Consider the following 26,657-nt stretch of genomic DNA (forward strand, 5'->3'; position numbering starts at 1 on the left):
AAAGAATCTAAATATGGAAAAGGAACTAATCATAAACGTTGGTCGTCAGATTGGCAGTGGTGGTCATATTATCGCTAAGATGCTTGCTGAAGAATTCGATTGCCAATACTATGACCGAGAGATCCTTAACATTGCAGCTAAGGAAAGTGGGTTTTCAGAGAAGTTCTTTGAGCAAAACGACGAGCAAAAAGGATTTATGAAAGGACACTTTCATATACACCTTCCTCTTTTAGGTGACAATGACTTTTATAAGAGTAATTTCTCACAGGAAAGTCTTTATCAGTTCCAAAGTGATGCCATTCGTGAAGTAGCGAAGCAGAACCCACGCTGTGTATTTGTTGGTAGAACAGCAGATTACGTATTACGTGATAATCCAAACACAATCAATATCTTTATAACAGCTTCAATGGACACTCGTATTACTAATGTATGTAAACGACGTGGATGTTCAAAAGAAGAAGCTCGTAAGTTTATTGAAAATGGAGAAAGCGAGCGTGCCAAATACTATAACTATTACACAACAAAGGTTTGGGGGCATGCTGAAAGTTATGACCTTTGCATTGATGCCAGTATACTTGGCTTAGAAAAAACAAAGGATCTGATAGCTGATTTTATCAAAAGGAAAGGTATTTAATGAAACGAATTGGTATAATCTCTGATACTCATGGCTACTGGGATGATAAATACGAATACTATCTTGGGGAATGTGATGAGATTTGGCACGCAGGTGATATAGGTTCATTAGAAGTTGCGGATAAGTTTGAGGCAATGAAACCCATCTTTCGCGCTGTATGTGGGAATATAGATGATTACACTATGCGCAACCGCTATCGGGATGTTCTGCGTTTTAAATGCGAGGATGTTGACGTGCTACTTAAACATATTGGAGGTTATCCTGGACGTTATGACCGTTCAGTACAGAGTATGCTCTATGCTTCTCCACCTAACCTTTTTGTTGATGGACATTCACATATCCTCAAAATACAATTCGACAAAACACTAAACCTACTTCATATCAATCCTGGTGCAGCTGGTCTTCGCGGATGGCATAAAGATAGAACTTTAGTGAGATTAACCATCGAAGGTGATAAATTTACTGATTGCGAGGTTATAACATTAGGAAATAAATAAACTAAACCCATCTGATTTGTAATAAACAACATTCGGAGTCGCTAACAATAAAACTATTAAAACTTACAATAAGAAAACAAACAAAATAATAAAGATATGAAAACGTATTTAGTAACTGGTGCTGCCGGTTTTATCGGAGCAAACTACATTAAGTATTTACTTCATAAGAAGTATGTGAATGAAGATATTAAGGTTATCGTCCTCGATGCACTTACTTATGCAGGTAACCTCGGTACTATCAAAGATGATATTGATAACGAGCGTTGCATCTTTGTAAAGGGTGACATTCGTGATCGTGAACTTGCCGACAAACTCTTTGCTGAATATGATATTGACTACCTCGTAAACTTTGCGGCTGAAAGTCATGTTGACCGTTCAATTGAAGACCCACAGTTGTTCCTTTCCGTAAACATTCTCGGTACACAGAACCTTATGGATGCTGCACGTCGTGCATGGGTGACAGGTAAGGACGAACAGGGTTATCCAACATGGAAAGAAGGAAAGCGTTATCATCAGGTATCAACAGACGAGGTGTATGGTTCATTGGGAGCAGAAGGCTACTTTACAGAGGAGACTCCACTCTGCCCACATAGCCCATATTCTGCCAGCAAGACAAGTGCTGACCATTTTGTAATGGCTTATCACGACACTTATCATATGCCTATCAGTATTACACGTTGTTCAAACAACTATGGTACTTACCACTTCCCAGAGAAATTGATTCCATTAATTATCAATAACATCCTCGAGGGAAAGAAACTCCCTGTATATGGTGAGGGGTTGAATGTACGCGACTGGTTGTATGTAGAGGATCATTGCAAAGCTATTGATATGGTTGTACGTGAAGGTCGTGTAGGTGAAGTTTACAATGTTGGTGGACATAATGAAATGAAGAATATCGACATCGTTAAACTCACAATAAAGACTATCCATGACATGATGGCAGAGGATAAGAACCTCCGTACTATCCTCAAGAAGCAGGTCAAAGACGCAAATGGTGACATTGATATTAGCTGGATAAATGAAGAGTTAATCACACATGTCCCAGACCGTCTTGGTCATGATGCACGTTATGCCATTGACCCAACAAAGATAAAGAATGAGTTAGGTTGGTATCCTGAAACAATGTTTGCTGACGGTATTGTAAAAACTATCCGTTGGAACTTAGAGCATCAAGACTGGATTCAAGAGGTTACTTCTGGAGATTACCAAAAGTATTATGACATGATGTACACGAAAAAAAGAAGATAATAAATCTACTAAAATATAATCTCACACCCTCGTCTAACTCTTCATTATACGGCGAGGGTGTAAAACCTTCTCACAAACAAAAGATAAACAACACATCTTCAAATGAAAAAAATCTTGTTATTAGGCTCAGGCGAACTGGGCAAAGAGTTCGTTATAGCAGCTAAACGTGCTGGACAATATGTCATTGCTTGCGATAGTTATGAGAATGCACCAGCCATGCAGGTAGCTGATGAGTCTGAAGTAATAGATATGCTTGATGGTACAGCCCTTGATGCTATTGTAGATAAGCACAAACCGGACTTGATTATTCCTGAGATTGAAGCAATCAGAACTGAACGTTTGTTTGATTATGAAGAACGTGGAATACAAGTTGCTCCATCAGCACGTGCTGTAAACTTCACCATGAATCGTCGTGCCATACGCGACCTTGCAGCACGTGACTTGGGTTTAAGAACAGCCAAATATTTCTATGCAAAGACATATGATGAGTTCAAAGCTGCAGCTGACGAGATTGGTTTCCCATGTGTCGTTAAACCTTTAATGAGTTCAAGTGGACATGGTCAGAGTTATGTTCACAATGATGAAGAACTCGAAGAAGCGTTTAAGAATGCGATGGATGGCGCACGTGGCGATGTGAAGGAGGTGATTATTGAAGAGTTTATTGAGTTTGAGAGTGAGTTTACACTGCTTACAGTGACACAGAAGAATGGCCCTACCCTCTTCTGTCCACCTATTGGACACATACAGAAAGGTGGTGATTATCGTGAAAGCTGGCAACCATATGCCATCTCAAAAGAATCATTACGTCAGGCAGAACACATTGCTAATGAAGTAACACGCGCACTAACTGGATATGGTATCTGGGGAGTCGAGTTCTTCTTAACAAAGAAGGGAGAAGTAATCTTCTCAGAATTATCACCTCGTCCACATGATACAGGTATGGTCACATTGGCACATACAACCAACTTCAGCGAATTTGAACTTCATTTCCGTGCTGTAATGGGACTCCCAATCCCTGCTATTCACCTTGAACATGCAGGTTGTTCTGCTGTAATTCTTTCTCCTATTGAAACAGACAAACCTTTATCATACAACCTATTAGATGCTTGCAATGAAGATAAAACACGCCTACGTATATTCGGTAAACCAATTGCTCACGTGGGTCGTCGTATGGGTGTAGCACTCTGTTATGGAGAAGTAGGAACAGATATGGATGCACTTCGTGATAAGACTAAGCGTGTTGCAGCAACCGTATTGGGTACAGATCCCTATATGAAGAAATAAAGACTGAATAGTCTAAAGGCTGTAAGAATGAAAGAAACAGAAGCTTCAATAGGAAAGATTATCTCCTTACAAAAGATGGTTGACCCACGTGGTAACCTCTCTATTGCTGAGGGAATGAAGGATATTCCTTTCAACATTTCTCGTGTTTATTGGACATACGATGTACCTTCAGGTGCTTGCCGTGGTGGTCATGCCCATAAACATTGCCGAGAATTCATCATTGCTGTTAGCGGTTCCTTCACGGTTACCCTCGATAATGGACGTGATAAGCAATCTTTTCTCTTGAATCATCCTTATCAAGGACTCTTAGTTGAGACTGATACATGGCGTACACTCGATGATTTTTCATCAGGAGCCGTATGCCTTGTTTTGGCAGAAGATTCTTTTGAAGAGAATGATTATATCCGTGAATACACAGAGTTTCTTAACTATAAGTGTTCTAAGAAAGGATAAAAGTAAAACCATAGATTAGATATAAAAGGATAAAAGAAGACCCTTCAGACTATCTTCTTTTATGCAATCCTAAAATATAATGTTTGAAGTAAAGCAATACACGCAAGAACAAGCACAAGCGTGGAACGGGTTTATTGAGGATTCACGACAAGGAACATTCCTCTTCAATCGTTCTTATATGGATTATCATGCCGATAGATTTCAGGATACTTCGCTGATGATTTATCGAAAAGGACAGCTCTATGCACTCTTACCTGCTAATCGTTTAGGCGACACACTTTACTCTCATCAAGGATTAACTTACGGTGGACTTATAACAAAAAAACAGGCTACTACAGCAGAGATTTGCGAAGTATTCATAAAGATTAATGAATATCTTAACCATTCTGGAGTACAAAGAGTTATCTATAAACCTACGCCATGGATATACCATTGTTATCCTGCCGAGGAAGATCTCTATGCACTTACATTTATTTGTCATGCACAACTAACGGCTCGTGACATATCAAGTACTATTCCTTTCGATTCACGTATAAAGTTCAATGAGAGTCGTCGAAGTGGAGTTAGGAAGGCCAAACGTGCTAGTGTGACAGTTCGAGAGAGTCAAGACCTTGCAACTTTTTGGGATATTCTCGATAAGAACCTCACCAATAAGTATGCAACTCACCCTGTACACTCCCTTGAAGAGTTAACTTTACTCCACAGTCGGTTCCCTAACTCGATTAGACTATTCATGGCATACAACAACAAAGGGATAGCTATTGGGGGTACTATCATCTATGAAATGCCACGAGTCGTTCATTCTCAGTATATCTCAGCATCTCCAGAAGGGAAAAGGCTTGGAGCTATCGATCTTCTCTTTGACTATATTCTTAATAATGTATATGCCAATCATAAGGGCTTCTTTGACTTTGGTAAAAGCACAGAAGAGGAAGGAAAGATTCTAAACACAACGCTTATTTTCCAAAAAGAAGGCTTTGGAGGACGAGGTGTATGCTATGACTGTTATGAGTGGGAAACAGATACTATCATAGAGTAATATAAAGATCCCGACCATACTCAACCTACTTCATTAAAGAATAAACATGATAAACTATCTCTCACTTCAAAAAATAACAGCATTACATGAATCAGAGATTACTACAGCTGTTAATCAGGTACTACGTTCTGGCTGGTATCTGCAGGGGGAGCATATAGCTTTATTTGAAAAGAATTATGCACAATACATTGGTACAAAGTACTGTGTAACATGTGGTAATGGGCTTGATACACTCTGTCTTATCTTCCGTGCCTATATAGAGTTAGGACTTCTCAAAGAAGGTGATGAGGTTATAGTTCCTGCCAATACATATATAGCAACTATCCTTTCTATCACCGAAAACCACCTTACCCCTATCCTTGTAGAACCAGATATCAACACTTTAGAGATTGATGAGAAACAGATTGAACAAGCTATCACCTCTCGTACACGTGCCATTATGCTTGTACACCTTTATGGAAGATGTGCCTATATGCCTTTCATTGGCGACATTTGTAAACACTATAACCTCTTACTGCTTGAAGATAATGCGCAAGCGCACGGCTGTCACTTTGGTAACAAACGTACAGGAAGCCTTGGAAATGCAGCCGCACATAGTTTTTATCCAGGCAAGAATCTTGGTGCCTTAGGTGATGCTGGAGCTGTGACAACCGATAATGAACAGTTGGTACAGACTATTCGTAGCCTTGCCAACTATGGTTCTACACGCAAATATGAGTTTTCCTTCAAGGGAAAGAATAGCCGTATGGATGAAATTCAAGCTGCCGTTCTCAATGTAAAACTCCCCTATCTTGATAAAGAAAACCAACGTAGAAAGCAGATTGCTAAAGCATACTTAGAGGGCATTAACAACCCACAAATAAGATTGATAAAGGATAATGACAGAGATAATGTTTATCACATATTCCCTATTCTCTGTCCATCTCGTAATCGTTTGCAACAATATCTCAAAGATAATGGTATTGAAACGATGATACACTACCCCATTCCACCACATCAGCAAGAGGCTTATAAGGAATGGAATGAGCAACATTATCCTATCACAGAGTTCATCCATCAACAAGAACTCTCCCTCCCTTGCAATCCAACAATGACTGATGAAGAAGTTTATCAGATCATTGATAGCATCAATATGTATCAATAAAACTAAACCATAACGTATGAGAAAAATAACCTATATCACATCAACATTCGTTGCGCTAATGGCATTACAGGCGCAACCAATCAATGCTGACAATATTAATAAGGTACCAGCAAACCAACTCACCTGCCCTGCAGATGCAGTGACTTTCATCTCGAAACGCCCTAAAGAAACAGAAAGACTTTTCCGCTCAGAAGCTGTTGAGAAGGAAATACAGAATATTATAAAGAAGTTAACCAATAAACGTTTGGCATGGATGTTTGAGAATTGCTTCCCAAACACACTCGATACTACTGTTCACTATGGTGAGGAAGCTGATGGAACACCTGATACTTACGTTTATACTGGTGACATTCCTGCTATGTGGCTTCGCGATTCAGGCGCACAAGTGTGGCCATACGTACAATTAGCAGGAAAGGATAAGAAACTGAAGAAGATGTTAGCTGGTGTTATTAATCGCCAGTTTAAATGTATCAACATCGATCCATATGCTAATGCATTCAATCATAAGCCAGACCCAAATGGCCGTTGGATGACCGATGAAACGGATATGAAACCGGAGCTACACGAACGTAAGTTTGAGATTGACTCACTCTGTTACCCTATCCGCCTTGCATATGAATATTGGAAAGTAACAGGCGACACAAGTGTTTTTGGTCCAGAATGGGTTAAGGCAGTAGAGAACATTCTAAAGACTTTCCATGAGCAGCAGAAGAAAGACGGCAGAGGAACCTATAAGTTCTTACGTGTTACCGACCGTGCACTTGACACAATGAACAATGCAGGTTGGGGTGCACCTGTTAAGCCTGTAGGACTGATTGCTTCTGCCTTTCGCCCTTCAGACGATGCGACGACTCTACAATTTCTTGTTCCATCAAACTTCATGGCAGTATCTTCTCTTCGCAAAGCAGCAGAGATTTTAACCAAGGTAAATAAGAATACAGTTCTTGCTACTCAATGTACCGACCTTGCTAATGAGGTAAATGATGCTTTACAGAAGTATGCTGTATACGAACATCCTAAATATGGTAAGATATATGCTTATGAAGTAGATGGCTTTGGCAGCTACTTCTTAATGGATGATGCCAACGTACCAAGTCTGTTAGCTATGCCATATCTTGGTGATGTAAGCGTAGACGACCCAATCTATCAGAACACTCGCCGTTATGTATGGAGTGAGGATAATCCTTATTTCCATCGTGGTAAGGCTGGCGAGGGTATTGGTGGTCCACATATTGGTAACGATATGATATGGCCAATGTCTATCATGATGCGGGCTTTCACATCAAAAGATGATAAGGAAATTCGACAGTGCATTGAAATATTAATGAATACTGATGCCGGAACAGGCTTTATCCACGAGAGTTTTTATAAGGATGATGCTAACAAATTTACACGTGAGTGGTTTGCATGGCAAAATACTTTATTTGGTGAACTCATCGTTAAGTTAGTAAACGATGGCAAACTTGGTTTGCTCAATAGTATAAAATAGACCAGTAAAGGCACAATTGTAGAGACATTTCAAAAGTTAGGAGATTAAATCTTAATATTTACCTTATTTAACATTGTATATTTGGAAATATAACAAGATTTAGATATTTTTGCAACGTATTTTTCATGGTATTAGATTATTAAGGTTAGAAGATTAGTTGTCGTGAGACAAGTAATCTTTCAGTCCCAGACCAACAGTTTGGGACTTTTTATTTTTAATATACTATGACTTTATTGTCTTAACAAATCGAAATAACAAAGTCTTGAAAAACCTCATTAAGTATAGAAGATGATGCTTCTGTTAGCTTCTAAAAGCGAAGCATCATTTAGGAGTTGTAACAAAAATCATACTTCATAGATAAAACAAGATTTTATAGTACGATAAAAGAGCCAGTTTTCTATTAGAGAACTGGCTCTTTTATTATGTTATCATATTCGTTTGGAAGAGAATATCAGATGGTTTAGTGTTACAATATTATCCTTCTTAAAAAACAATCAACGAAGTATACCACTAAATCTAAAATAATCCTTTAATTCTCTGAATAACTTATTAGTTCTTTAATATTGATTGATTTCAACTCATTAAGATAAATCTCGCGTATACTTCCCACCCTATCATATATGTCATGGTTCCATGCTTTTTTAGGAGAGAAACCTAAAAGCGCAAAATCAGATGCTGGAGTAGATTCTAAACGAGCAATCATTTCACCTACAGTTATGTTATTTGTATCGTGCGTAGGCGTATAAGTTACTTCATCAGAAGTAGGTGAAAAGTTCTCCGAGATGAGATTAACCTCTTTTAATCTATAGAGAATATCCGTCATCACACGAATAGGAATATGCGTTTCAGACTTTATTTGTAATGCAGTCTGAGGCTTTTGGTCATTTGCAAAACGTTGACAGATATGGCTCAATACAGTCGCACACAGTATTAAAAGGTCATTATGACATATATCTTCTGTATCTATCAGACACTCATAGTACTCTAAATTTTGATTAAAATAACAGAGTTCTGCACAGAATAGACAGATATACCACGATGCAAGTATCCACAACATAAACAGTGGAAGTGCTGCAAACGAACCATAAATGGCATTATAACTTGTAAGGAAAATCTGTCCATGTATATAAACCGCTTGTAAGCAAAGCATAGCGATACTGGCTATCATCGCAGGAGCAACTGTCTTCGTAATCTTAACCTTCGCATTGGGCATGAAAACATAAAGCACAATGAACATAAGCGTAAGGATAGCCCATGGCACGAGAAAACGAAGTGAAAAGCTCGCAATGGTACCGAGAAAGCGTAAACCATTTAGGTTCTCAACAAAGCTATAGAAATAGATGCTAAGTCCTGAAAGAATGATAATGCTAATAGGTACGAGAAACATTAAAGCCGTATAGTCTATGACTATCCTACTGAGAGGGCGACTATCTTTAACCTGCCATATATTATCAAAAGTAGTCTCTACCGTTCTGATCAGAGAGAAAACACTATAAAACATTATCATCAGTCCTATTCCAATAAAGAGTCCAGTCTTAGCATGAACAAGGTAAGACTGCGTAAGCTTTAACAGCCAAGTAGCCGCTTCGGGTTGTGCAGACAACATCTCACGAAACTGTTTTTCGAGAAACTGCCCAAAACCAAAGCCATTTGCAATAGCAAAAATCATAGATGCTATAGGCACGATTGCCATTATCGTAGAAAACGAAAGTTGTGCCGTGGAAGCAGCATGATCGCGCACAAAAAAGAATTTGACAGTCAGATAAAACTTCTGAAACTGTCTGATTAGCATATTTCTACGCTTTGAACTATGCTCAGTTTTCATGAACATACCAACAGTTAAGAAGTACTTAATGCTTTCTATATCTATCTTCATTATGGTTTCTTATTTCAGAAAAGAGTAGGAGTTATTATGCAAACTTAATAAAAAAAAGCGAAATTAGCAACAATTACACCTATTTATAATAATAACACTAACGAGATTCATCCAAAACAATAAGTCTACTTTTAGTTACTTCTTCTCATCATCTTGTAAAGTTAATAATCCTCGTCTTGTAATAAAAATTCATATCCTTAATTTTAAACAAGGCTTAATAGCGTTCGAATTAAGGCTTAATTGGCATCCAAAAGACGCCCTTTTACGATGCTGTTAACGCCCTTTTGAAGGCTAATTAAGCACCTATTACCAAGCACTTTTATAATTAACTGATAGTCTGTTAGTTGCAAAGCTCCATATTAAGACTTTTATTTTGCTTATTTAAAGCATATCTACCCAGCTTTTTGTAAGTATTTTTTCGCAAGGCAAAGACAGCTATCAACGTAGATTATAAGAAGCAAATAAAACAGCGCATACAGTTAATCTAACATTTAGTTTAACCCTATGCGCTGTCTTTTATATCAAGAGCCAATTAGAACTGGAAGTAAATAAATGGCTGTATATCAGAACTCTTTACCTGCATAATAATAAAGATAACAATCGTAATTGCAATTGCAGAGAGTAAGACACCACCCTTCTCTAAGATACGAACACAACGGTTTTGCCATGAGTCTGGAATCCAATGTGTCAGAAGCGCAAATATCATCAGTAAGAATACATACTTATACCCCATAAAGACGTCAGGAAGTACGGAAGGATTGAACTTCGTAAACATTTGCTTTACCATAACCCACACTGCATCAAAGTCCTTGCAACGGAAGAACAACCATGTGAAACAGAGAACGTGGAAAGTAATAAATACTGAAATAAACCGACGAAGACCAGATGGATGATAACGACGATCGTGCTTCAAAACAGTCTGAGACCAGAACTTATGTACACAAACCAATGCACCATGCAAGACACCCCAAACAATGAAGTTCAACGAAGCTCCGTGCCAAAGACCGCAAGCTGTCATAGCCACCATCTGATTGAAATACATACGAAGTGTTCCCTTCTTGTTTCCACCAAGTGAGATATAGACATAATCACGAATCCAAGTTGAAAGCGAAATATGCCAACGACGCCAGAAATCAGTCATGGAATCGGCTGTAAGCGGTGCATTGAAGTTCATTGGAATCTTAAATCCAAGCAGCAATGCAATACCAATTGCCATATCAGAATAGCCAGAGAAGTCGCAGTAAATCTGAATACAGTAGCCATAAAGACCAAGAAGAACCTCGCCACCAGAGAAGAGCGTTGGGTTGTCAAAGATACGATCTACAAAGTTTTGTGAGATATAATCAGAGATAACCGCTTTCTTAAAAAGACCAATGATAATAAAGAATACTCCCTGAGCAAACATCTCACGGCTGATATGTAATGGTTTGCGAATCTGTGGTCCGAAGTCTGTTGCACGCGTAATCGGACCAGCAAGAAGTGTTGGGAAGAAGCTGACATAGAACGCATAGTCAAGTAATGACTCCATTGGCTCAGCCTTCTTTCTGTATATGTCTACAACGTATGAAATTGTCTTAAAGGTGTAGAAACTAATTCCTACTGGTAAGAAAATATCCCAAGGTTGGAAGTTTCCACCAATCATCTGTGTAACCATTCCAGCAAAGAAGTTGGTATACTTAAAGTAAGCCAACAATCCAAGGTCTATCAACAGTGTCAAAGCCAACCACAACTTAGGATGCTTTCCCTTAGCAACACGTCTTGCAATATAGAAGTCGCTGACAGTTACGATAAGTAACAATAGGAAATAGAAGCTACTACTCTTATAAAAGAAATAATAAGAGAAGAGCGTCACAAAGAGAAGTCTTGCATCAACCTTGTTTCGCAGACAGTAATAACCTATCATAAAGACAAGGAAGATAAAAAGGAATGCACCTGATGAGAAAAGGAGCGGTTCGCGTGGATTATAGAGTAGGATATCAGCTACCTTTGTAAAATCAAGGCCTGAGACATATGACTCTATATTCTGTAGGAAGATTTTTAATATAGCCATGAATTGGCTAAACAAATTACTTAAATCCATCTGTTTCTATGTTGTACTAATAAATACTTACTCTTCAGCCAGTTTCTCACGTCTTGTATAATTCTTTTGTCCTGCTACAATAGACTTGAAAATACGCTGACTGACATATTTACCACCTTTATAATTAATGTGTACATAATCCTTTGTACCCATACTCTGTTCGTCTACGATGCGCATCATCGTACTTGGACCACCCATAGCACGGAAAAGATTATAGAAGCCGACATGGCTATCGGCAGCAAGTTGTTCTTGATAGCCCACCAACATCTCAACCCCCTTCATTGTACCATCAGGTGAAGTCTTTGAGCCACGGTCAGGACTACTAACAATAAGAATGCTCGTTTCAGGGAAACACTTGTGGAAGAGGTCTACAACAAGCTTCATGTCAGCCATATACTTCTTCAATCGCTCAGGCGTTGTCTCTGCATCTACAGCATTGACACCAAACTGAAATACAATAAGATCATACGGACGAACAAGAGCAAATTCCTTCAACATCTGTTCTGGAAGTTTTGCTAATGATGTTCCAGAAGAGCCACGCATACTGAAGTTGTCAACAACAATTCCTTCGCGTCCCTCTTGTGATGTACCAAAGAGAACAGTATTAGAACCATTCACCTTTATTGTTGCATGAGAAGTAACACCATCCATCTTTACTGCTTGTACTGCTGCCGACGGATTGACACGCTGCGTACTTGTCTTACCACCATCTATCTCAAAGGTTACGTTTGCACCACCCTTTGAACGAAGGTAGAGCCATGTGCTTGCCCATTTCTCAGTTCGACTGTAGTCATGAGACAATGAAAAAGGAGCATAAGACATAGTAGCTTGTCCATTCATTGTATAGTAACGCTCCGCAATACCAGCTTGATTAACATCATAACTTGCAGGTTTCTTAACCATATGTTCAGTAAGTCCCGTGAATTTATTATCCACTGTATGCTTGTATTGGTCAAGATCATTACCAGCATCTATCCAACCTACGCCATAACCACCATACTGCTTCTGGAGGTCTTCACGTAAATCAGCTAATAAGATGTCTCCTTCTATATATGAATCACCAAAATAGGCAATACGAACAGGACGACCAACTGCCTGCTTCTGAGCCAACAAATTAAGTTGACTATAAAAATGATCAAGTCCACCAGGTTTACCTGCAGAATAATCAACGATACGCTCTGTACCCTTAGGCCATTCTTCCTTAAAATCTATAACCTTTCCATCTTTATCGTAAGCAACAATAGCTGAAGGTTTCTTTGGGGAAGGTATGACGTCTTCAAGTACTTTTTTCTTTTGTGCAAGATCACTCAGAATGTCTATCTCTCGAAGCTTCGTATCTCCTATCTTGAAGGTAGGAAAAAAATGAAGCAGAAAAAGAAACAATGCTACTAATAATGTTAGCAGCAATGTCTTATATGCATTATCTTTCATTTACTAATTATCGTTTACCTAAATGCATCACTTTTGAAATGCAAAAAATATAGTATGTTGATTATTCACTTTATGACAAGGGAAGAGAATTTAGTTCTTCATCCAACAACTTAACACCTTTCATTGTGCAATAAGCGCGTATAAAGAATAATATACTAACATGTGCCAGTTCCTTTATATCGTACTTCTTATAAAGATATTGATTCATAATAGCATTCTGTAAAGCAACTGTCATTGTACGTACAATATTATAATTTAAATTAGGAAGGAACAAACCTTCATCTATACCACGCTGTATAAAAGCATGGGCATCAGATTCTCTTTCATCATGCAACCTATGAACATAAGCCAATAACTCTGGATATTTATGTATTTCTTCAAAGAAGAGAGGGTTAATCTGACTAAACTCTTCTAAGCGGAAACGGCTGATTTCTATAATTATATTTATTACGTTCGATCCAGTTCTGCCTATCTCGTCCATCCGTCGTTTCTCTCTTTGCTTATCACGTCGCACGACTTCTAACAGCAATTCTTCCTTATTGCTGTATATTTCATAGAGTGTACGCTTTGATATTTTAAGTTCATTGGCAATATCATCCATCTTAACACTCCTTATTCCATGTTTATGGAAAAGGTTTATGGCAGTAATGAGAATCTTCTCTTTAAGTTCTTGCCGATAAGTGGTTTCTGTAGCTGTATTATACATTAAACTTTATTTTTGCGACAAAATTACAAAAAACTTTCATAATGGCATCTGTTTTAGAGTGGATTTTACTAACTTTGTAAGTCAAATATACATTTTTGTAATATTAAAAGTAAAAGATTAACTATGGTCAAGGTAACAAAAGAAGCCGCTTTGGAATATCATAACAACGGCCGTCCTGGCAAAATTGAAGTAACGCCAACAAAACCTTATAGTACACAGACAGACCTTAGTCTGGCATATTCGCCTGGCGTGGCATACCCATGCTTAGAAATTCAGCAAAATCCAGACGACGTATATAAATACACCGACAAAGGAAATTTGGTCGCTGTAATCAGTAATGGTACAGCTGTTTTAGGATTGGGTAACATCGGTGCTATGAGTGGTAAGCCTGTAATGGAAGGTAAGGGCTTACTGTTTAAGATATATGGTGGTATTGATGTTTTCGACATAGAAGTAGACGAACAGGACCCTGATAAGTTTTGTGAAGCTGTAGAAAAGATTGCTCCAACCTTTGGTGGTATCAATCTTGAGGATATCAAGGCACCTGAATGCTTTGCTATTGAGGAGCGTCTAAAGAAGACACTTGACATTCCTGTTATGCATGATGACCAGCACGGAACTGCTATCATCTCTGCTGCTGGTTTGAAGAATGCACTGGAGGTAGCTGGCAAGAACATTGCTGATGTGAAGTTAGTTGTTAATGGTGCAGGTGCTGCAGCTATTTCATGTACTAAGCTTTATATGGCTTTAGGTCTAAAGAAAGAGAATATTGTAATGCTCGATTCAAAGGGTGTTATCACTTCTGATTTAAAGAACCTTACACCACAGAAGGCTCTCTTCGCTACTGACCGTCGAGATGTTCACACTTTGGAGGAAGCTATTAAGGGGGCTGACGTATTTGTTGGTTTATCAAAGGGTAATATTCTTACACAGGATATGATTCGTTCAATGAATGAGAATCCTATCGTCTTTGCTTTGGCTAATCCTGTTCCTGAGATATCATACGATGATGCTATTGCAGCACGTCCAGACGTAATCATGTCAACTGGCCGTTCAGACTATCCTAACCAGATTAATAATGTGATTGGTTTCCCATACATTTTCCGTGGTGCATTGGATGTTCATGCTAAGGCTATCAATGAGGAAATGAAGATGGCTGCTGTCCATGCGATTGCTGATTTAGCAAAACAGACAGTACCAGACGTTGTTAATCAGGTTTATCATGTAAATGATCTTACATTCGGTCCTAAATACTTTATCCCAAAACCAGTTGACCCACGACTGATTACGGAAGTTAGTGCAGCTGTTGCTAAGGCTGCTATGGACAGTGGTGTAGCACGCACTCCTATCAAGGATTTCAAGGCTTACAAGCAGCACCTGCTTCAGATGTTAGGTCAGGAAACAAAGTTGACACATACGCTCCATGCCACTGCTGCACAACATCCACAACGTATTGTATTTGCTGAAGGTGGTCACCAGACTATGATGAAAGCTGCTGTACAGGCTAAGCAAGAGGGAATCTGTGTTCCTATCTTATTAGGAAACCCTGACCGTCTAAATCGTGTTGCCAACCGTTTGAAGCTTGATATCTCAGACATTGAGATTGTTGATATGCGTGCGGATAAGGAGCAGGGACGTCGTGCTACTTATGCAAAACACTTAGCAGAGAAGCGTGCACGTGAGGGTTATACTTTCGAGGAAGCATATGATAAGATGTATGAGCGTAACTATTTCGGTATGTCAATGGTTGAAAATGGTGATGCTGATGCGTTTATCACAGGTCTATATACCAAATATAGCAATACGATTAAGGTAGCAAAGGATATTATTGGTATTCGTCCAGAGTACAAACACTTTGGTACTATGCATATTCTGAATACAAAGAAGGGTGTATTCTACATAGCAGACACACTTATTAATCGTCATCCTGATGCTGAAGTGTTGGCTGACATTGCAAAGTTAGCTGCTAACTCTGTTAGCTTCTTCAATGATAAAGCTGCTATTGCAATGCTCTCCTACTCTAACTTTGGTTCTGATAAGGAAGGTTCTCCATTAAAGGTACATACTGCTGTTGAAAAGTTGCAAAAGGAGTATCCTGATATGGCGATTGACGGTGAGATGCAGGTTAACTTTGCATTAAATAAAGAACTACGTGATGAGAAGTTCCCATTCACTCGCTTGAAAGGATTAGATGTTAACACGCTCATCTTCCCTGACTTATCTTCTGCCAACAGTGGTTATAAACTTTTGCAGGCATTGAGTCCTGAAGCAGAGGTTATTGGTCCTATTCAGATGGGGCTTAATAAGCCAATTCACTTCACTGATTTCGAGTGCTCTGTACGTGACATCGTGAACATCACAGCCGTTGCGGCTATTGATGCTTATGTGGAGAAAGTGAAAAAGAACGCATTATAAGTAATAGTACTGTTCAGTAAAAGTTAAATAGCATATGCTTTCATGAGGAATTTCTTTTAAATGGATAATATTGTATTATCATTGAAAGAGTAGATCAACTCATCAAGTAAACTTTGCTTGCTTATGGTAGTGTAGCTTTTTCCTAATATAAAGTTGATTCAACTTTGTTAGCAAGTTGAAATGTATTTAGTACTTCGCACCATTGGTGTTTACCAACAACACAATACGTGTTGAGAGTCAACACGTATTGTGCCGAACATAAATACATCAACTAAAAGTAAAATAAGAGGTTCATTATGATATATAGTAGAGCACTAATTTCATGTGGACAATATTTACAGAACAGTATATTTAAATAATAAAATCAGGATACCACTTGGCATCCTGCTTTTATTTTCTAACTTGTTTACCTTTATCGGGAATAGCTTTATATTATTGCATTCATATAGTAGAATATAGACACACTCTATTCCATTAAAGAGTTTGATAATATCGAGAGTAACGTAGCATCTGTTCTGTGTATGACTCTGAATAATCAACAACAACATCTATCATCTCACCAAGTTCATTATAAACTGGTTTAAGAATAGGATTGATGAATCCTTTATAAGGTGCAATATTCAAAGCCTCATACCTACGAAGAACTTCTGCATGAAGTACTGGGTCAAGATTAATAGCATACTTCTCTACTAACATTCGTGCAGCTTCAAAGTCACCTTCACTCTTTATACGCTGTATCTCAGCGAGTTGATAAGCAAAAATATTGCGTAAAGCATCATAATCGTTAATACGAACATATGTTTTAGATTCACTTGTGATTTTATCCGCACAAGTAATAAGTTCTACAACATTATTCTCTTTGCCTAACTCCATTGCCCATTGTGCAATAAGTGCACGATTCTGCATATGTGACTCTTCTATCTGCTTTCCAGGTTTTATGCGAACCTGCTGTGTGAGTAGACCATTCATCATATAGCTGTAATACTGTGCCTTGTATGCCTCTTTACTGTCTAAAAGTCCAAGTTCTAAAAAATTCTGATCAGCTATATAATATAATCCAAAGAGGTCAGCACGTGCTTCTTCAATTGTATTACCATAATTCTTCAGCGCATCAGGGTCTGTCCCAGGCAATAATCGTCCACTACCATGACCTAAACACTCATGAAGATCTGTATGAAGATTATCTGTTTTATCCGCATATAAATCCAACAACTTACAAGTATCAGCATCAATAACAAACTCCTCACGGAATCCGTTACCCTTAGCAGCCATATCGTATGCATGAGTAAGATTGGAAATCGTTACACTCTTTGAGCCATGTTCTGCACGAATCCAGTCTGCATTTGGTAAATTAATTCCAATAGCAGAAGCAGGATATTCGTCTCCTCCTAACATTGCTGCACATATAACATTGGCTGTGACACCTTTCACAATAGCCTTGCGAAACTGAGGATCAACAGGCGAATGGTCTTCAAACCATTGTGCGTTGGCTGATATAGCCTGCGTACGATGAGTTGCTTCAAGGTCTTTATATTCGACTATGCCTTCCCAAGAACCTTTCAATCCCATTGGGTCACCATAAACTTCTATAAAACCATTAATAAAGTCTATTCTACCTTCTTGCTCACGTAACCACTCAATAGAGTAGATATCAAAATCATGAAGGTCACCTGTCTCATAATAGCGAATCAACAGATTTATAACATGAAGCTGTTGGGCGTTTTCAACAAAGTCCTTTGCACGATTCAGCCAATATACAATCTTTTCGATTGCTGCACCATATTTGCCATCAATCTTCCATACATCCTCACGGATAGAATCGCCTTCTTTTACAAGAGTAGAATTTAATCCATAGGATGGAGCTTCATTTGTTGGACCATCTTTCTTTAACTTAGTATAGAATTCTTCAACTTCATGCTGATAAACGCCGTCATAATAATTGCAAGCAGAAGAGCGAACAATATCTTTACCATCTGACTTATCAACTCGCTTTGGAAGAATCGTTGGATCAAAGATTACTGGACACAATTCGTTAAGTAAAGAAGTAACACTCTCTCCATCATTAAGTGGAAGTAACTTAGAATCAATTGCTAAAACTTCATTGCGAAAAAAATCTTCCGAAAATAAAGGTGAAAATTTGTCGCAAGCATAATGATGATAAATACCACTGGCAAACCAAACGTGCTTCAGATATTCTTCTAAAGCACGAAAATTATGTTCTAACCTATCACCATTGAAGTTCAAATAGACAGCCTCTAAAGTTTTTCTAATACGGAGGTTGTATTTGCCAAATTGGTCAAACGTTATATCACGTCCAAATAGTGTTGCTTCTGACAAGCAATAAATTAACTGTTTTTGCCGAATTGTCAGTGATTCGAAATCCGGAAGCCGATATCGTAACATTTGTATATCGGCAAACCGTTCATCCTGAAAGTTAAAAGCTTCTTCTCCTATCGATTCTATCATTTTGTTTTAATTCATTTCTTAAGTGGTTTTTTCAAACACACTTCTTCTGAAGAGGGTTGTGCCAAATGGCGCATTCTGTAGTCACGAGGTGTGACACCATTTAATTTGTAGAAAGAAGCATAGAAAGACTGCCTATTAGAGAAGCCCACCATATCACTGATATCTTCCATATTCAGTTCTTGATAACGCTTGTCAACCAAAAGAGCCATTGCTTCCTCTATTCGGAATTTGTTAACAAATGACGTGTAGTTCATGTGGAATCGCACATTAACTACAGCCGAGATGTAGCGCGTATTAGTTCCTAAGTCCTCAGCAAGTTGCTTGGCAGAATAATTCTTGTCTTTGTAACGTTGCTGAATAAGAATGATATTAAGAATCTTATCCTTTAACTCATCCATTAATTGCGGACTGACCAAACTACGGTAGGCGGCTACCTTCTCTTTTTTTTCTGTTAAATTGTACTTAGCCATAATCCGTGTATTTTTAGTTACCTATTCTGTTATTACACTGCAAATATAACATATTTAATTAAGAATGTCAAGTTTATGGCAAGTTTTTTAATATCTATTAGTTATTAAATTTCGCAAATATTTTATTACATTCCAATATATACATGTAGAAAATATTTACAAACATCATCTTAACATCTTTTTATACAAAGCGTTTCCGATTTTTATCTTTTACGCTCTTCTTTACATCAAAGTGATATTATAGATAAAAAACATTGCATAGTTAGATTTATTATTTTTTAACCCTTAGCCGTCACATATGTTACCTTATTGGCTTTTTTTTATCTATAATTTTGCAGCCATAATAACATTATAGAAATAATATATAAAACAAAAAACATGGCAGAGAACAAAATGTTCTGTTTCCAATGTCAGGAAACAGCAAAGGGTACAGGATGTACCATTCAAGGTGTTTGCGGTAAAAAAGCTGAGACAAGCCGTTGGCAAGATTTGTTACTTGGTGTTGTAAGAGGTGTAGCTACGATTTCAGACTCACTTCGCAATGCAGGTGTTAAAACAAACCAGGAGGTTGGTGATTATATTGTAGATGCACTTTTTGCAACTATCACCAATGCAAACTTTGATGATCAGGCTATATTAAATAAGGTGGACAACGGTGTACGTATCAAACGTGAGTTGCTCGCACTTGCAAAAGAGAACAATGTAATATTGCCTAACTACCAGGAAGTAAACTGGGGTGGTGAGAAAGCAGACTATGAAGCTGAGGGGGATCGTGAGGGCGTTCTCCGTACAGAGAATGAAGACCTCCGTTCATTGAAGGAGTTGACAGTACTCGGTTTGAAGGGTATAGCAGCTTACTATGAGCACGCATCACGTCTCAATGAGCGTAATGAAGAGATTATTGCATTCATGGAAAAGGCACTTGCTACCATTTCTAACCCAGCAGCAGACATGGACACATTGTTGGCAACTGTTATGGAAACAGGTAAGTTCGGTGTTGATGCAATGGCATTACTTGACAAGGCTAACACTCAGGCATATGGTAATCCGGAACTTACAAAGGTAAATATTGGTACAGGTAGCCGCCCAGGTATTCTTATCTCTGGTCATGACTTGAAGGATATCGAACAGCTTTTGGAGCAAACAGAGGGAACAGGCGTAGATGTTTACACCCACGGAGAGATGCTCCCAGCTCACTATTACCCACAGTTGAAGAAGTACAAGCACCTCGTTGGAAACTATGGTAATGCATGGTGGAAGCAGAAGGAAGAGTTTGAAACATTCAATGGTCCTATCGTCTTCACAACCAACTGTATTGTTCCTCCTTCACCAAAGGCAAGCTATAAGGACCGCGTATTCACAACAAACGCAACAGGTTTCCCAGGCTGGAAGCATATCCTTGCCGATGAGAACGGTCACAAGGACTTCTCTGAGGTAATCGAAATTGCTAAGACTTGTAAGGCTCCAACAGCTATCGAACAGGGTGAGATCATCGGTGGATTTGCTCATGCACAGGTATTTGCTTTGGCTGATCAGGTTGTTGAGGCTGTTAAGAGTGGTGCTATCCGCAAGTTTGTCGTAATGAGTGGATGTGATGGCCGTATGAAGAGCCGTGACTACTATACAGAGTTTGCTGCTCAGTTGCCAAAGGATACAGTAATCTTAACCAGTGGTTGTGCTAAGTTCAAATATAACAAGTTGAACCTTGGCGATATCAATGGTATCCCACGTGTATTGGATGCAGGACAGTGTAATGACTCTTATTCATGGGCAGTTGTTGCCTTGAAGCTGAAAGAGATTTTTGGTGCAAACGACATCAATGATCTTCCAATCGAGTTCAATATTGCATGGTATGAGCAAAAAGCCGTTATCGTTTTGCTTGCCCTACTCTACCTTGGCATTAAGAATATTCATATTGGTCCTACATTGCCAGCCTTCGTTTCTCCAAACGTTCTGAAAGTATTGGTTGAGAACTTCGGTCTTGGTGGTATCACATCTGTTGAAGAAGACCTCAAGAACATGGTAGGATAAACCAAATAACCACTTATTAAAACCAAAAGTCCATTCTTTTTAGAGTGGACTTTTTTATTTAACCAAAATCAATCATTAGAGCCTAAACAGATTATATTATGGAATAATAATACAGTAAGAGTATGAGTATTGCGGTCTAATGACTACATTTGAGTTGGAGTTTGAATGCGTATTGTTATAAGGTGTATCAAGGTTGGTAAGCATAAAAATATAGTGATTTAACAAACACATTAGAATGAAATAGCAGATTTGATTCTAACCAAAAGTTTTTTGTAAACATTTTTTAAACCACAACTTATTTATAGATGCTCTTTTGGCATTGAAAAGACGCCCTTTTGGCTTGCAAAAGGTGCTCTTTTGAAGTCTTATTAACGCCCTTTTAGAAGCCAACTAAGCAGCTTTTCAAATGCAATCATGTAAGGCTCTCAAAATAAAAGAGTTACAACACTAAGTAAAATGTTCCTTTTATGACTTGTATCAACGTAAAATACCAACGAAAATGTAAATAAAATTCAGCACAAAAACATTATAATTTGCAAATAATCATTTCAATAATGACCTAACAAAGATTAGGATTGAATATCTACTTGAAAATAAATTAAATATAAATATGAAGTTTATTATCCTTAAATGGATAAATTATTAATATTAATTTGTATCTTTGTGCTATCATTAAGAAAATTATAAACTCAAAAGAAATACAATGCAGAAAAAAGCACTTATTACGGGTATTACAGGCCAGGATGGTTCCTATTTGGCAGAGTTATTACTCGAAAAAGGTTATGATGTACATGGTACTATTCGTCGTTCATCAGTAGATTTCCGCGAGCGTATTGCTCATTTGGAAGGTCGTCCACACTTCCACTTGCATTATGCAGACCTTGGTGACTCTATGAGTATCCTTGGTGTAATCAGTAAAGTGCGTCCTGATGAGATTTATAACCTTGCAGCACAGAGTCACGTACAGGTAAGTTTCGATTCTCCTGAATTTACTGCTGACGTTGATGCTGTTGGTGTATTACGTATCTTAGAATCAGTTCGCCAGTTGGGTATGACAGAAACTTGTCGTATCTATCAGGCTTCTACTTCTGAGTTGTATGGTAAGGTTGAGGAAGTTCCACAAAATGAAAACACCCCATTCCATCCTTACAGCCCATACGCTGTAGCTAAGCAGTATGGCTTCTGGATTACAAAGGAGTATCGTGAGGCTTACAACATGTATTGTTGCTCTGGTATCCTCTTCAACCACGAGAGTGAGCGTCGTGGTGAGACTTTCGTTACACGTAAGATTACACTTGCTGCTGCACGTATCAAGCAGGGCAAGCAGGAAAAACTCTATTTGGGTAATCTTGGTTCTCTTCGTGACTGGGGCTATGCTAAGGATTACGTTGAGTGCATGTGGTTGATACTCCAGCAGGAGAAGCCAGAGGACTTCGTTATTGCTACTGGTGTACAGCATAGCGTACGTGATTTCTGCTATTATGCATTTAAGCGTGTTGGTATTGAACTCGAATTCCAAGGTGAGGACATGGACGAGAAGGGTATTGATAAGGCTACAGGAAAGGTACTTATTGAGGTTAGTCCTGATTTCTATCGTCCTACTGACGTTATCAATCTCTGGGGAGACCCAACAAAGGCAAAGGCGAAACTCGGTTGGAATCCTAACAGTACAAGTTTTGAAGAGCTTGTCAACATTATGGTAGACAGCGACATGGCTAAGGTTGCTTCTGAGGGTGCTGCTGAGAAGGTTAGAACAAACCTTGAAGAGTATTTGGAGAAGGGTATCGTTAAGTAAGAACGCTTCATCCTTCCCTCCCCTCTTATGAGAGGGATAATTACCGCTTATGCTGATAGTTGGCGATTCCAAATAATCGCTTGCTATCAGCTATTATTACTTTTTATCGTCTATTCAACAAACACGCAATGAACAAAAATAGTAAAATATACATTGCTGGACACAATGGATTAGTTGGCTCAGCAATATGGAATAACTTTCTTCAACGAGGATATACAAATCTCGTTGGACGAAGCCATAAAGAATTAGATCTGACAGACCAGCAGGCTGTGAAGCGTTTCTTTGATGAAGAGAAACCTGATGCCGTTGTCCTTGCTGCTGCTTTCGTTGGAGGTATTATGGCAAACTATCTCTATCGTGCAGACTTCATCATGCAGAATATGAAGATGCAATGCAATGTTATTGAGCAGAGCTACCTTCATAAGGTAGAGAAACTTCTCTTCCTTGGAAGTACGTGTATCTATCCAAAGAATGCACCACAGCCAATGCGCGAGGATTGTTTGCTGACTTCTCCACTGGAGTATAGCAACGAGGAGTATGCTATTGCAAAGATAGCAGGTCTTAAGATGTGTGAAAGCTATAATCTTCAGTATGGTACTAATTACATAGCTGTCATGCCAACAAACCTCTATGGCCCTAATGATAACTTCCATTTGGAGAACTCTCATGTGATGCCAGCTATGATGCGCAAGATTTATCTTGCGAAACTTATTCACGAAAACAACTGGGCTGCTATACGTAATGATATGGATAAGCGTCCTATCAATCCAACTGATAAACTGAGTGCAGAGATTGGTGAAGGTAATGTTGATGGCAAGAATACAGAGGAGCGCATCCTGAAAGCACTCGCTTTCTATGGTATTGAGAATAATAAGGTGACCCTATGGGGTGACGGAAGTCCATTACGCGAATTCCTTTGGAGTGAGGATATGGCTGATGCCAGCGTTCACGTCTTATTAAATGTAGACTTCAAAGATATCATTGGCATTGAGAAATATTCAAGTGTATTCTACGGTGCAAAGATTGATGGAGCTGTTGACCGCAACAACTCTGAGGGCCGTGGTGGTGCTATCCCATCTTTAGGAGAGATTCGTAACTGTCATATCAATGTTGGGACTGGTAAGGAACTTACTATCAAAGAACTTGCTGAACTTGTCAAGAAGACCATTCACTTTGAAGGAGACATCATCTGGGATGCCGAGAAACCAAATGGTACACCACGTAAACTCATTGATGTTGAGAAGTTGCACAGCCTTGGTTGGACGCACAAAGTAGAAATTGAAGATGGTGTTGAGAAACTCTACGAGTGGTATCAAGAAAGCTTAAAGTAATTTTTATCATTGATTAGGCATATTGAGCATATCAGCCCAATAAGCCTAATTTGACTAATAAGTCCCCCCAATCGCAAACAGCGAACATTCATTCAAATCTTTACTATATGAAGAAACAAGTATTACTAACCGCAGCATTATTGTCTGCAACAAGCATGATGGCACAGAAGCTAACGTATCCACAAGCTCCTAAGGACGGAACTGTAGACACCTATTTTGGTGTTCAAGTTGCCGATCCTTATCGTCCATTAGAGAATGACAGTTCCAAAGCTACCGCTGAATGGGTAGCTGCTGAGAACAAGGTTACACAAGAGTATCTTTCTCGTATTCCATTCCGAGCGAAACTTTTCAATCGTATGAAGGAGTTGGCGAACTATGAGAAGGTATCGGCTCCTTCCTATATCAAATCTATAGGTAAGTGGCTTTTCTACAAAAATGATGGTCTTCAGAACCAAAGTGTACTCTACATCATGGACCGTCTTGGGGACGAGAAGAATGCACGTGTATTCCTTAACCCTAACCAATTGTCATTAGACGGAACCGTTGCACTGAAGGGTATCTACTTCTCACACAACGGTAAGTATGCAACCTACTCTATCTCTCGCAGCGGAAGCGACTGGCAAGAGTTCTATGTTATGGATGTCAAGACCGGAAAACTTCTTGATGACCATATTACTTGGGCAAAGTTTTCTGGCGCATCATGGCAAGGTGACGGATTCTATTACAGTGCTTACGATGCTCCACAAAAGGGACATGAGTTTAGTAATGTGAATTCTATCCAGAAAATCTACTATCACAAGATTGGTACTCCACAGTCTGAGGATGTTCTCTTCTATCAGAATCCAGCGAATCCTATGCGCTTCTATGCTGTAAGTGTCAATGAAGAAGAAACCATGATGTTTCTATATGAGAGCGGTGCAGGCTCAGGCAACATTGTCTACGTACGTGATCTCCGTCAGCCTAATAGCCAATTCATTCAGATGACATCAAATCTTGATTTGCAATATAGTTTAGTTGAAACTATTGGTGACAAGATGTACTTCCTTACAAACGATGGCGCACCAAAGAACCGACTTATGGTTACCGACCTTAAGCACCCTGGTTTCCATGAGTGGAAAACACTTGTACCAGAGTCTAAGGACATGCTTGAAGGTGTTACCTTTGCTGATGGTAAGATGATTCTGAACTATATGAAAGATGCTTCCAGCCATGCTTACGTTTATTCTATGGATGGAAAGCAACTCTCTGAGATAAAACTTCCTACATTGGGCAGCGCAAGTTTCTATGGAGAAAAGGACCGGAAGGAAGTATTCTACTCCTTCTCATCTTTCACCGTACCAACCACCATCTATCAGTACGACCTCGCAACAACTAACAGTAAGGTGTATGCTGCACCAAAGGTTAAGTTCAAGGAATCTGATTATGTCTGCGAACAGGTGTTCTATCCAAGTAAGGACGGAACAAAGATACCTCTCTTTATCACCTATAAGAAAGGTTTGAAGCGCAATGGCAAGAACCCAGTATTCCTCTATGCTTACGGTGGTTTCAACATAGCTTTAACCCCTTACTTCTCTTCTGTACGTATTCCTTTCATCGAAAATGGTGGAATCTATGCTCAAGCATCCCTACGAGGTGGCAGTGAGTATGGTGAGGACTGGCACGTAGCTGGTACGAAGATGCAGAAACAGAATGTTTTTGATGACTTCATTGCAGCTGGTGAGTGGCTTATCGAAAACAAGTATACAAGTAAAGACTACCTCGCTATTGTTGGCGGTTCAAATGGTGGTTTGCTTATAGGAGCTTGCATGACACAGCGTCCTGACCTCTTTAAAGTATGTATTCCACAAGTAGGAGTAATGGATATGTTGCGCTATCATAAGTTTACTATTGGTTGGAACTGGGCTCCAGACTATGGAACAAGCGAAGATTCAAAGGAGATGTTTGAGTATCTTCACGCTTATTCTCCACTCCACAATCTCCGTCCTGGCACAAAGTATCCAGCAACTTTGGTAACAACAGCCGACCATGACGACCGTGTTGTACCTGCGCACTCATTTAAGTTTGCAGCTACCCTGCAGGCTGACAATGCTGCCAACACACCAACACTCATTCGTATTGATACCAAGGCAGGGCACGGAAGTGGTAAGCCTTTGTCTAAGCAGTTGGAAGAGCAGGCTGACATCTACGGCTTTATCCTTTATAATATGGGATTGAAATATTAAGAGTTCGGAGGAGTTATGTTCATATATCTTTGCTTGAAAAGTA

At 38.9% G+C, this 26,657-nt stretch carries 19 protein-coding genes; 13 read left to right on the forward strand and 6 right to left on the reverse strand.

Annotated features, from left to right (window positions below; all coding sequences use genetic code 11):
* The first annotated feature begins 13 nt into the window (after window positions 1-13).
* From FIU21_RS01270 to FIU21_RS01305, 8 genes are all read left to right on the forward strand, one after another.
* Window positions 14-634, forward strand: coding sequence for a cytidylate kinase-like family protein (locus FIU21_RS01270; protein ID WP_004359466.1), 621 nt, complete (start codon window positions 14-16; stop codon window positions 632-634).
* Window positions 634-1,131, forward strand: coding sequence for a metallophosphoesterase family protein (locus FIU21_RS01275; protein WP_004359467.1), 498 nt, complete (start codon window positions 634-636; stop codon window positions 1,129-1,131). Before FIU21_RS01270 ends, FIU21_RS01275 begins: the two co-directional genes overlap by 1 nt.
* Before the next feature lie 96 nt (window positions 1,132-1,227).
* Window positions 1,228-2,382: a dTDP-glucose 4,6-dehydratase gene (gene rfbB, locus FIU21_RS01280; protein WP_004359468.1), complete on the forward strand. Its 1,155-nt coding sequence runs from the start codon at window positions 1,228-1,230 to the stop codon at window positions 2,380-2,382.
* Window positions 2,383-2,484: 102 nt separating this feature from the next.
* Window positions 2,485-3,666, forward strand: coding sequence for a formate-dependent phosphoribosylglycinamide formyltransferase (gene purT, locus FIU21_RS01285; protein WP_004359469.1), 1,182 nt, complete (start codon window positions 2,485-2,487; stop codon window positions 3,664-3,666).
* A gap of 27 nt (window positions 3,667-3,693) precedes the next feature.
* Window positions 3,694-4,119 (forward strand): sugar 3,4-ketoisomerase, encoded by a 426-nt coding sequence (locus tag FIU21_RS01290; protein ID WP_004359470.1) that lies wholly within the window; start codon window positions 3,694-3,696, stop codon window positions 4,117-4,119.
* A gap of 79 nt (window positions 4,120-4,198) precedes the next feature.
* A complete protein-coding gene (locus FIU21_RS01295; protein ID WP_172891279.1) occupies window positions 4,199-5,158 on the forward strand; it encodes a GNAT family N-acetyltransferase in 960 nt (319 codons plus the stop codon).
* Window positions 5,159-5,204: 46 nt separating this feature from the next.
* Window positions 5,205-6,302 (forward strand): DegT/DnrJ/EryC1/StrS family aminotransferase, encoded by a 1,098-nt coding sequence (locus FIU21_RS01300; RefSeq protein ID WP_004359473.1) that lies wholly within the window; start codon window positions 5,205-5,207, stop codon window positions 6,300-6,302.
* A 16-nt stretch (window positions 6,303-6,318) separates the two neighbouring features.
* Window positions 6,319-7,791, forward strand: a complete 1,473-nt coding sequence (locus tag FIU21_RS01305; RefSeq protein WP_004359474.1) for a glycoside hydrolase family 125 protein — start codon at window positions 6,319-6,321, stop codon at window positions 7,789-7,791.
* Window positions 7,792-8,320: 529 nt separating this feature from the next.
* On the opposite strand, the gene FIU21_RS01310 is transcribed toward FIU21_RS01305, so the two are convergent.
* The 4 genes from FIU21_RS01310 to FIU21_RS01325 all read right to left on the reverse strand — a co-directional run bounded on the left by FIU21_RS01310 (window position 8,321) and on the right by FIU21_RS01325 (window position 13,884).
* On the reverse strand, window positions 8,321-9,667 hold the full coding sequence (locus FIU21_RS01310; RefSeq protein ID WP_004359475.1) for a YihY/virulence factor BrkB family protein: 1,347 nt from the start codon (window positions 9,665-9,667) through the stop codon (window positions 8,321-8,323).
* Window positions 9,668-10,199: 532 nt separating this feature from the next.
* Entirely contained in the window at window positions 10,200-11,717 is a 1,518-nt protein-coding gene (locus FIU21_RS01315; protein WP_004359476.1) for an MBOAT family O-acyltransferase, read from the reverse strand.
* Between the two features lie 57 nt (window positions 11,718-11,774).
* Window positions 11,775-13,178 carry an SGNH/GDSL hydrolase family protein gene (locus FIU21_RS01320; protein ID WP_036885920.1) on the reverse strand — a complete coding sequence of 468 codons (1,404 nt, stop codon included), beginning with the start codon at window positions 13,176-13,178 and terminating at the stop codon, window positions 11,775-11,777.
* A 70-nt stretch (window positions 13,179-13,248) separates the two neighbouring features.
* Complete coding sequence (locus FIU21_RS01325; RefSeq protein WP_004359478.1) at window positions 13,249-13,884, reverse strand: TetR/AcrR family transcriptional regulator; 636 nt, start codon at window positions 13,882-13,884, stop codon at window positions 13,249-13,251.
* 123 nt (window positions 13,885-14,007) lie between these two features.
* Between FIU21_RS01325 and FIU21_RS01330 the strand changes: the two genes are divergently transcribed.
* Window positions 14,008-16,299: an NADP-dependent malic enzyme gene (locus FIU21_RS01330; RefSeq protein WP_004359479.1), complete on the forward strand. Its 2,292-nt coding sequence runs from the start codon at window positions 14,008-14,010 to the stop codon at window positions 16,297-16,299.
* Between the two features lie 474 nt (window positions 16,300-16,773).
* Here the strand turns inward: FIU21_RS01330 and FIU21_RS01335 are convergent, their stop codons facing one another.
* Together FIU21_RS01335 and FIU21_RS01340 are read right to left on the reverse strand one after the other, a co-directional pair.
* Window positions 16,774-18,765, reverse strand: coding sequence for a dipeptidyl-peptidase 3 family protein (locus FIU21_RS01335; RefSeq protein WP_004359480.1), 1,992 nt, complete (start codon window positions 18,763-18,765; stop codon window positions 16,774-16,776).
* A gap of 11 nt (window positions 18,766-18,776) precedes the next feature.
* Window positions 18,777-19,235 carry a helix-turn-helix domain-containing protein gene (locus FIU21_RS01340; protein ID WP_004359481.1) on the reverse strand — a complete coding sequence of 153 codons (459 nt, stop codon included), beginning with the start codon at window positions 19,233-19,235 and terminating at the stop codon, window positions 18,777-18,779.
* A 378-nt stretch (window positions 19,236-19,613) separates the two neighbouring features.
* Between FIU21_RS01340 and hcp the strand changes: the two genes are divergently transcribed.
* From hcp to FIU21_RS01360, 4 genes are all read left to right on the forward strand, one after another.
* Window positions 19,614-21,266 carry a hydroxylamine reductase gene (hcp, locus tag FIU21_RS01345; protein WP_004359482.1) on the forward strand — a complete coding sequence of 551 codons (1,653 nt, stop codon included), beginning with the start codon at window positions 19,614-19,616 and terminating at the stop codon, window positions 21,264-21,266.
* 703 nt (window positions 21,267-21,969) lie between these two features.
* Window positions 21,970-23,061 carry a GDP-mannose 4,6-dehydratase gene (gene gmd, locus FIU21_RS01350; RefSeq protein WP_004359483.1) on the forward strand — a complete coding sequence of 364 codons (1,092 nt, stop codon included), beginning with the start codon at window positions 21,970-21,972 and terminating at the stop codon, window positions 23,059-23,061.
* Between the two features lie 128 nt (window positions 23,062-23,189).
* Window positions 23,190-24,392, forward strand: coding sequence for a GDP-L-fucose synthase family protein (locus FIU21_RS01355; RefSeq protein ID WP_036885922.1), 1,203 nt, complete (start codon window positions 23,190-23,192; stop codon window positions 24,390-24,392).
* A gap of 107 nt (window positions 24,393-24,499) precedes the next feature.
* Window positions 24,500-26,614, forward strand: a complete 2,115-nt coding sequence (locus tag FIU21_RS01360) for a prolyl oligopeptidase family serine peptidase (protein WP_004359485.1) — start codon at window positions 24,500-24,502, stop codon at window positions 26,612-26,614.
* Window positions 26,615-26,657 lie beyond the last annotated feature (43 nt).

The organism is Prevotella melaninogenica, assembly GCF_013267595.1.
Lineage (GTDB): Bacteria > Bacteroidota > Bacteroidia > Bacteroidales > Bacteroidaceae > Prevotella > Prevotella melaninogenica_D.

Coding starts and splice junctions, on each gene's coding strand:
- FIU21_RS01270 (WP_004359466.1), top strand. CDS start 14: ATGGAAAAGGAACTAATCATAAACGTTGGTCGTCAGATTGGCAGTGGT.
- FIU21_RS01275 (WP_004359467.1), top strand. CDS start 634: ATGAAACGAATTGGTATAATCTCTGATACTCATGGCTACTGGGATGAT.
- rfbB (WP_004359468.1), top strand. CDS start 1,228: ATGAAAACGTATTTAGTAACTGGTGCTGCCGGTTTTATCGGAGCAAAC.
- purT (WP_004359469.1), top strand. CDS start 2,485: ATGAAAAAAATCTTGTTATTAGGCTCAGGCGAACTGGGCAAAGAGTTC.
- FIU21_RS01290 (WP_004359470.1), top strand. CDS start 3,694: ATGAAAGAAACAGAAGCTTCAATAGGAAAGATTATCTCCTTACAAAAG.
- FIU21_RS01295 (WP_172891279.1), top strand. CDS start 4,199: ATGTTTGAAGTAAAGCAATACACGCAAGAACAAGCACAAGCGTGGAAC.
- FIU21_RS01300 (WP_004359473.1), top strand. CDS start 5,205: ATGATAAACTATCTCTCACTTCAAAAAATAACAGCATTACATGAATCA.
- FIU21_RS01305 (WP_004359474.1), top strand. CDS start 6,319: ATGAGAAAAATAACCTATATCACATCAACATTCGTTGCGCTAATGGCA.
- FIU21_RS01310 (WP_004359475.1), bottom strand. CDS start 9,667: ATGAAGATAGATATAGAAAGCATTAAGTACTTCTTAACTGTTGGTATG.
- FIU21_RS01315 (WP_004359476.1), bottom strand. CDS start 11,717: ATGGCTATATTAAAAATCTTCCTACAGAATATAGAGTCATATGTCTCA.
- FIU21_RS01320 (WP_036885920.1), bottom strand. CDS start 13,178: ATGAAAGATAATGCATATAAGACATTGCTGCTAACATTATTAGTAGCA.
- FIU21_RS01325 (WP_004359478.1), bottom strand. CDS start 13,884: ATGTATAATACAGCTACAGAAACCACTTATCGGCAAGAACTTAAAGAG.
- FIU21_RS01330 (WP_004359479.1), top strand. CDS start 14,008: ATGGTCAAGGTAACAAAAGAAGCCGCTTTGGAATATCATAACAACGGC.
- FIU21_RS01335 (WP_004359480.1), bottom strand. CDS start 18,765: ATGATAGAATCGATAGGAGAAGAAGCTTTTAACTTTCAGGATGAACGG.
- FIU21_RS01340 (WP_004359481.1), bottom strand. CDS start 19,235: ATGGCTAAGTACAATTTAACAGAAAAAAAAGAGAAGGTAGCCGCCTAC.
- hcp (WP_004359482.1), top strand. CDS start 19,614: ATGGCAGAGAACAAAATGTTCTGTTTCCAATGTCAGGAAACAGCAAAG.
- gmd (WP_004359483.1), top strand. CDS start 21,970: ATGCAGAAAAAAGCACTTATTACGGGTATTACAGGCCAGGATGGTTCC.
- FIU21_RS01355 (WP_036885922.1), top strand. CDS start 23,190: ATGAACAAAAATAGTAAAATATACATTGCTGGACACAATGGATTAGTT.
- FIU21_RS01360 (WP_004359485.1), top strand. CDS start 24,500: ATGAAGAAACAAGTATTACTAACCGCAGCATTATTGTCTGCAACAAGC.